At 58.6% G+C, this 6377-nt stretch carries 6 protein-coding genes; 4 read left to right on the forward strand and 2 right to left on the reverse strand.

What is annotated here, in order from left to right; all coding sequences use genetic code 11:
- Positions 1-59 precede the first annotated feature (59 nt).
- Complete coding sequence (locus tag KSX58_RS02795; protein WP_179129893.1) at positions 60-1286, forward strand: alkaline phosphatase family protein; 1227 nt, start codon at positions 60-62, stop codon at positions 1284-1286.
- Between the two features lie 55 nt (positions 1287-1341).
- On the opposite strand, the gene sepH is transcribed toward KSX58_RS02795, so the two are convergent.
- Entirely contained in the window at positions 1342-2337 is a 996-nt protein-coding gene (sepH, locus tag KSX58_RS02800; RefSeq protein WP_080863161.1) for a septation protein SepH, read from the reverse strand.
- 148 nt (positions 2338-2485) lie between these two features.
- On the opposite strand from sepH, the gene KSX58_RS02805 reads away from it, so the two are divergent.
- The 3 genes from KSX58_RS02805 to KSX58_RS02815 all read left to right on the forward strand — a co-directional run bounded on the left by KSX58_RS02805 (position 2486) and on the right by KSX58_RS02815 (position 5696).
- On the forward strand, positions 2486-2779 hold the full coding sequence (locus tag KSX58_RS02805; RefSeq protein ID WP_021913807.1) for a DUF4193 domain-containing protein: 294 nt from the start codon (positions 2486-2488) through the stop codon (positions 2777-2779).
- Positions 2779-3255 (forward strand): dUTP diphosphatase, encoded by a 477-nt coding sequence (gene dut / locus KSX58_RS02810; protein WP_021913806.1) that lies wholly within the window; start codon positions 2779-2781, stop codon positions 3253-3255. The genes KSX58_RS02805 and dut overlap by 1 nt, the downstream gene beginning before the upstream one ends.
- A gap of 119 nt (positions 3256-3374) precedes the next feature.
- A complete protein-coding gene (locus KSX58_RS02815) occupies positions 3375-5696 on the forward strand; it encodes a bifunctional (p)ppGpp synthetase/guanosine-3',5'-bis(diphosphate) 3'-pyrophosphohydrolase (protein WP_003810545.1) in 2322 nt (773 codons plus the stop codon).
- 112 nt (positions 5697-5808) lie between these two features.
- Here the strand turns inward: KSX58_RS02815 and KSX58_RS02820 are convergent, their stop codons facing one another.
- Complete coding sequence (locus tag KSX58_RS02820; protein WP_011743363.1) at positions 5809-6348, reverse strand: peptidylprolyl isomerase; 540 nt, start codon at positions 6346-6348, stop codon at positions 5809-5811.
- Between the last annotated feature and the right edge of the window lie 29 nt (positions 6349-6377).

The raw sequence follows: 6377 nt of genomic DNA on the forward strand, positions 1-6377 counted from the left end.
ATGGTAATCAACCTAGCAATATTACCAGCTGGTACTGCCGCGGTGCTTGAATGGGAACCATGAGTGTTGAAGTGCCCGAAATCGACCAGCTGCTAGCCATGACCAGTCCGGCACGATATGGCGACGAACTGCCGGATGAGGGCAGCCGCGGCGGTGCTCTCCACCTATCCTCGGTACTTCCCGCCATTTCCAGCGCCATCGGGCATCCGATTCCAACGGCCATCCATGCCGATCCGAAACGACTCCAAGAGGCACTTGGCCTGCCGGACGCGCGTTCGGCAGTCGTGGTCCTGGTGGACGGTCTCGGATATTGGAACATCAATATGAGATTGGGGCATTCACCCTATCTACGGTCGCTGATGGCGGATGGCGTTAACCAGCGGCCAATCGCCACATGCATGCCCAGCACCACCGTGGCCGCAATGTCCACGTTCGGCACCGGCACATGCCCCGGATTAACCGGCATGACGGGGTATACGCAGCTCAATCCCGACAATGGCGAAATCTGCCAGCTCATCTCTTTCAAAAACGCGCCCGCACCGCTGAAACTGCAACAGCAGCCGACCATATTCGAACGATTGGCGGAACAGGACGTTCGCGTCACCAGTTCGGGACTGCCGAAATTCGCGTTCTCCGCGTTGACTCAGGCGGCGTTACGTGGCAGCGACTACATCTCCAATGACGATCCACGCCGACGTATCATGACCGCGGCGAAAGCGGCGAACACGCCCGGACTGACATACGTGTACCTGCGCGACGCGGACAAGATCGGACACAATTACGGCTGGGACTCCGACAAGTGGATCGGCACATATGAGCGTATCGACGCCCAGTTGTCTTTGCTGCGTCGAAGTGTGCCGAAGAACACGCTGATCGTCATCGTGGCGGATCATGGCATGATAACCGCCGACCCGGAAGCCTGCATCGACATAGCGTCCGAACCCCAGCTGATGCGGGGCGTCGCGAATGTCGGCGGCGAACCACGCTGTGTCATGCTTTATGGCGAGGATGGCGAGAATCCGGAGGACATCGCCGCTCGTTGGCGTGACGTGCTGGGGGAGCGCGCCCAGGTGCGCACCCGCCGGCAGGCAATCGAGGAAGGCGTCTACGGACCAGTCGATGAACGCGTCAAGTCGATGATCGGCGATGTGGTCGTCTCCGCTGCGGGCTCTACCACCATTGTCGATTCCCGCACACAGGCGGAGAAGGCGATGCATCTGCCCAGCGTGCACGGGTCGCTGACCTACATGGAATCTGATATTCCATGCCTGATTGACGTGGCTTGATTGAATGATCTGAACGTCTGAACGGATGTTGCCGTGGGATGTTAGGGAACGTTAATCAGTCACCGAACAGAATTTCATCCCAACTCGGCACTGCGGAGCGTCCTGCACGGCGCTTCGATTTGGTGGTGCTCTGACTATGAGGATCGGATGATGCCATCTTGGACTTATCGGACTGCTGCTCGCCGGCGGATTGCGTGTTTTGCGAGTTTTGGGCAGGTTCCGTCGTTGAAGGGGCGGGGTACTGCGTCGTCGCGATTTCCGGACGGTTCGGCAGCGGAACGGTCGCCGATGACTGAGTCTCAACGGTGGTCTTGATATTCGTGGCTTGTGGTGCAACCGGTTCCGGAGCATTCCAAGCGGACACCGTCTGTTCGATACGTGCGGAACGTGCGGAATCGCCCGGCAAATTCAATGATGCGAGAAAATTCTGGTCGACCTGCTTCTCGGTGTGTCCTTCCGTCGGCGTGTCTTGCTCGCCGATGAGCTTGCGTGCCGTTGCGTTCAGACAGTTGACCGCGTTGTCATGCATGTTCCAAGACCATTCCGCACGGGCGGCATGACCTGCGGAATCGAACTCCGCGGTAATCTTCCACGGTTCCAAACCGCGTCTGGTGGCCTTCCACCGCACATCCTCCAACCGTACGTGGGCTGCGGCGAAAGTGCGTTCGATCAATTCGGAAAGCGTGCGCACACGGCTTTCCTTCGGCGCGGGAACCGCCAGGAACTGTTCGATCGCATATTGCTTTTCGGTTTCCACCGCCGCCGAGAAACGCCGAACAAGCGCTTCGCTCAACGAATATCGCTCCGCCACGCGGGTCGGATTGGCTCCGGCTCGAATCAAGGATTGGATTTGGGAGATCGGCAGCGTGGAAGGCGCTTGCTGCTGACGCTCCTCTTGGGTTTCGGTGCGAATCTGCTTTGCCTCCAAAATGGCTCTTTCAAGCGCTTCATCGACCTTGACGGCGAATTTGCCGGCACCTGAAACAAAGACGAGCTCACCGGTTTCACTCACATGATCGAACCGTGCATCTTCGAGCGCATTCTCAGGCACAACACACCACTTTCCCTTAGATTTTTCTATTAATTCTATTGTGCCCCACGTGTCGGATTTTACGAGTATTTCAATTCGTGTATCCTAGCGGGGGAAAAGTCATGTATTCTATGGCGCATAAGCACCATAGATGACGAAAGGAATCTCGATGGCACAGGATTATGATTCCCCGCGCAACAAAGACGAGGACGAGGAGTCGCTCCAGGCTTTGAGCAAGGGTTCTCAGAACAATTCCAACGATATGGACGATGACGAGAACGCCATTGCCGAAGACTACGAGCTGCCGGGCGCCGATTTGAGCAATGAGGACGCTTCGGTGACCGTCATTCCGATGCAGGGCGACGAGTTCATCTGCTCCGAATGCTTCCTGGTGAAGCATCGCAGCCAGCTTGCCTACACTACCGACGACGGACAGCCGGTATGCAAGGAGTGTGCGGCCTGATGGCGTTCGACGAGGCATACAACGAGCCGGAAAACGTCGAGGTTCTGGTAAAGTCGCTGGATCCCGGGCAGCCGGCTCAGCTGCATTACGCCCATGCCGGAGACGCCGGTGCCGATCTGCGCACCACCGAAGAAGTGACGTTGAAGCCGTTCCAGCGGGCGCTGGTGCCCACGGGAGTGGCAATCGCATTGCCTGCCGGCTATGTGGCGCTGGTGCATCCGCGTTCGGGACTCGCCGTCAAGCAGGGCGTCACGGTGCTTAACGCGCCGGGAACCATCGACGCTGGGTACCGTGGCGAAATCAAGGTGCCGTTGATCAACCTCGATCCGGAACGCGCCGTGACGTTCCATCCGGGCGACCGCATCGCACAGCTGGTCATCCAACGCTACGTCGAGGCAAAATTCATCGAGGCGCAGACCCTGCCCGGATCCGACCGCGCGGAACGTGGCTTCGGATCAACCGGCGTTGCGTCCTGACGGGACTGCAATACACAAAGACCGAGGATGTATCCGGCCGTGCAACACGCGGCCGGATACATCCGTCATATGGTGATGCGCGGGTACTATAGGGTACATTCCAAGCGAGGAGGAGCGAAATGAGCGACATGGATCATGAGGTTCGTTCGGCCAGAATGTTGGGCTGCGAGATCAGCACGAATCCGCTTGACCCGCTTGAACCAATCCTCAAGATGTGCGAATACCACCATCCCGACGAGGACATGAGCATTCTCGCGAGAGCCTACCGGCGCGCCGTCAACCAGCATTCGTCGCAACGGCGTAAATCCGGCGAGCCGTACATCATCCATCCGCTTGCAGTGGCGCAGATCCTCGCCGATCTTGGCATGGGGCCGCTGGTTGTGGCAGCGGGCCTTCTGCACGACACGGTGGAGGACACCGACTACACGCTCGACGAATGCCGCGCCGAATTCGGCGACACGGTGACCGGCCTGGTGGACGGCGTCACGAAGCTTTCCAAAATGGAATACGGCGATTCCGCCCAGGCCGAGACCATCCGCAAAATGGTGGTGGCGATGAGCCGCGACGTGCGCGTGCTGGTGGTCAAGCTCGCCGACCGTGTGCACAACGCCCGTACATGGCGTTACGTCAAGCAGTCGAACGCGCAGAAAAAGGCACGTGAAACGCTGGATGTGTATGCGCCGCTCGCCAACCGTCTTGGCATGAACGCCATCAAAACCGAGTTGGAAGAACTCAGCTTCAAGGTTCTGTATCCGAAGATCTACAACGAGATTGTGGTATTGGTGGCCCGTCGCGCCGGACAACGCGACGTGTACCTGAAGCAGATTCTCGCCGAAATCAATGAGGATCTCGACGAACAGCACATCAAAGCCTATGTGACGGGCCGTCCGAAGGACTACTTCTCCATTTACCAGAAGATGATCGTGCGCGGGCACGATTTCGCCAACATTTATGATTTGGTGGGCGTGCGTATCATCGTCGACACGATTCAGGACTGCTATGCGGCGTTGGGTGCCGTGCATGCGCGGTGGAACCCTGTTCCCGGCCGTTTCAAAGACTATATCGCCATGCCGAAGCTCAACATGTACCAGAGCCTGCACACCACGGTGGTCGGTCCCGGCGGCAAGCCGGTGGAGATTCAGATCCGCACGTGGGACATGCACCGCCGCGCGGAATTCGGCATCGCTGCGCATTGGAAGTACAAGGAGAACGGCCAAGCCGGACGCGCGTTGAGCTCGCCTGACAAGTCCGACCGCAAGCGTGGCGAAAACCAGGAGCTGAGCGAGGCCGACAACCTCAAATGGATTCAGCAACTTGCCGACTGGACGAGCGAAACGCCGGATTCCGACGAATTCCTTGGCTCCCTCAAAGAGGATTTGGGCGCGGCAGAGGTCTACGTGTTCACGCCGAAAGGCAAGATCGTCTCGCTTCCCGCCGAAGCCACTCCGATTGATTTCGCTTATGCGGTGCACACCGAAGTCGGTCACCGTACCATGGGTGCGCGCGTGAACGGACGATTGGTGCCGCTTGATACCAAGCTCGAGAATGGCGATACCGTTGAAATATTGACATCCAAGTCCGAATCCGCAGGTCCGTCGCGTGATTGGCTGAGCTTCGCCAAGAGCCCGAAGGCACGCAACAAGATTCGTCAATGGTTCAGCAAGGAACGCCGTACCGAAGCCGTCGAGGAAGGCCGTGACGAGCTGACGCGCGCCATGCGCAAGCGCAACCTGCCAATCACCACGCTGCTGACTCCGGAAGCATTGGTGGGCGTCGCCGACGAGTTGAACCTTGCCAACGCGGAAGCCGTGTTCGTGGCGATTGGTGATGGCCAGATCTCCACGCAGAACGTCATCTCGCATCTGGTCCGTGACGCGGGCAGCGACGAGGTGGATGAGGAAGTCGAGCAGGAGGCGTTGCCGCTCAAGCAGGTGGAGCGTACCAAGAAGACCACCAGCTCGTTGGGTATCTCCGTCAAGGGCGTGGGGGACATCTGGGTCAAGCTGGCCCGATGCTGCATGCCGGTTCCTGGAGACAAGATCATCGGCTTCATCACCCGCAACCAAGGCGTGTCCGTGCATCGCGTGGACTGCCAGAACATGCTCGAACTGGAGAAACGCCAGCCCGAACGTGTGGTGGATGTGCAGTGGACCAGCACCAAGGGCGTGTTCATGGTCAAGATCCAGGTCGAGGCGCTTGACCGTCCGCATCTGCTGAGCGATGTGACACGCGTGCTGTCCGATCACGGCGTGAACATTATCTCCGGCTCGATTTCCACCGGCACCGACCGTGTGGCCACCAGCCAATTCAGCTTCGAAATGGCCGATCCGCAGCATCTGAACACCCTGCTCGCCGCCGTGCGTAAAATCGAAGGCGTGTTCGACGTGTACCGCATCACCGGCGCGAAGGATTCCGCGGAGCCGCGACTGCGCAAAATGTGATGTTGACGAATCACATAAGCCGGTGATTGCAAGCAAACGCCTCTATAAATAAAATGAAGAAAGCCCCTCAATCGAGGGGCTTTCCTATATTGTACGGCTGTGCGGGAAACGCTTACTTGAGCACTTCCACGGACACGATGCCGACCGGCTCGGTCGGACGGTCCATGCGATCGGTGTTCACGGCTTCGAGCTTGTCGACCACTGCCTTGGAATCGTCATCCGCAACCTCGCCGAAGATGGTGTGGTGGCCGTCGAGCCACGGGGTCGGCACGGTGGTGATGAAGAACTGGGAACCGTTGGTGCCGTGGATCTTGCCGTCCATGCCACGACGCAGGCCGGCGTTCGCCATGGCCAGCAGGTACGGGTGGTCGAACTTCAGATCAGGAACAATTTCATCGTCGAAGTCGTAGCCCGGGCCGCCGGTGCCGTTGCCCAGCGGGCAGCCACCCTGAATCATGAAATCCTTGATGATGCGGTGGAAGGTTAGACCGTTGTAGAACGGCTCATGGGAAGGCTGGCCGGTCATCGGATCGATCCATTCCTTCTCGCCGGTGGCAAGGCCGAGGAAATTGGCCACGGTTTCCGGGGTTTCGTCGTCGAACAGGTTGATTTTGATGTCACCTTCGGAGGTGCGCATGATAACTGTAGTCATGGCTCCAAGTGTCTCATGGGCTTGAGACC

This window comes from Bifidobacterium sp. MSK.17.10, from assembly GCF_019129655.1.
Classification (GTDB): Bacteria; Actinomycetota; Actinomycetes; order Actinomycetales; family Bifidobacteriaceae; genus Bifidobacterium; species Bifidobacterium adolescentis.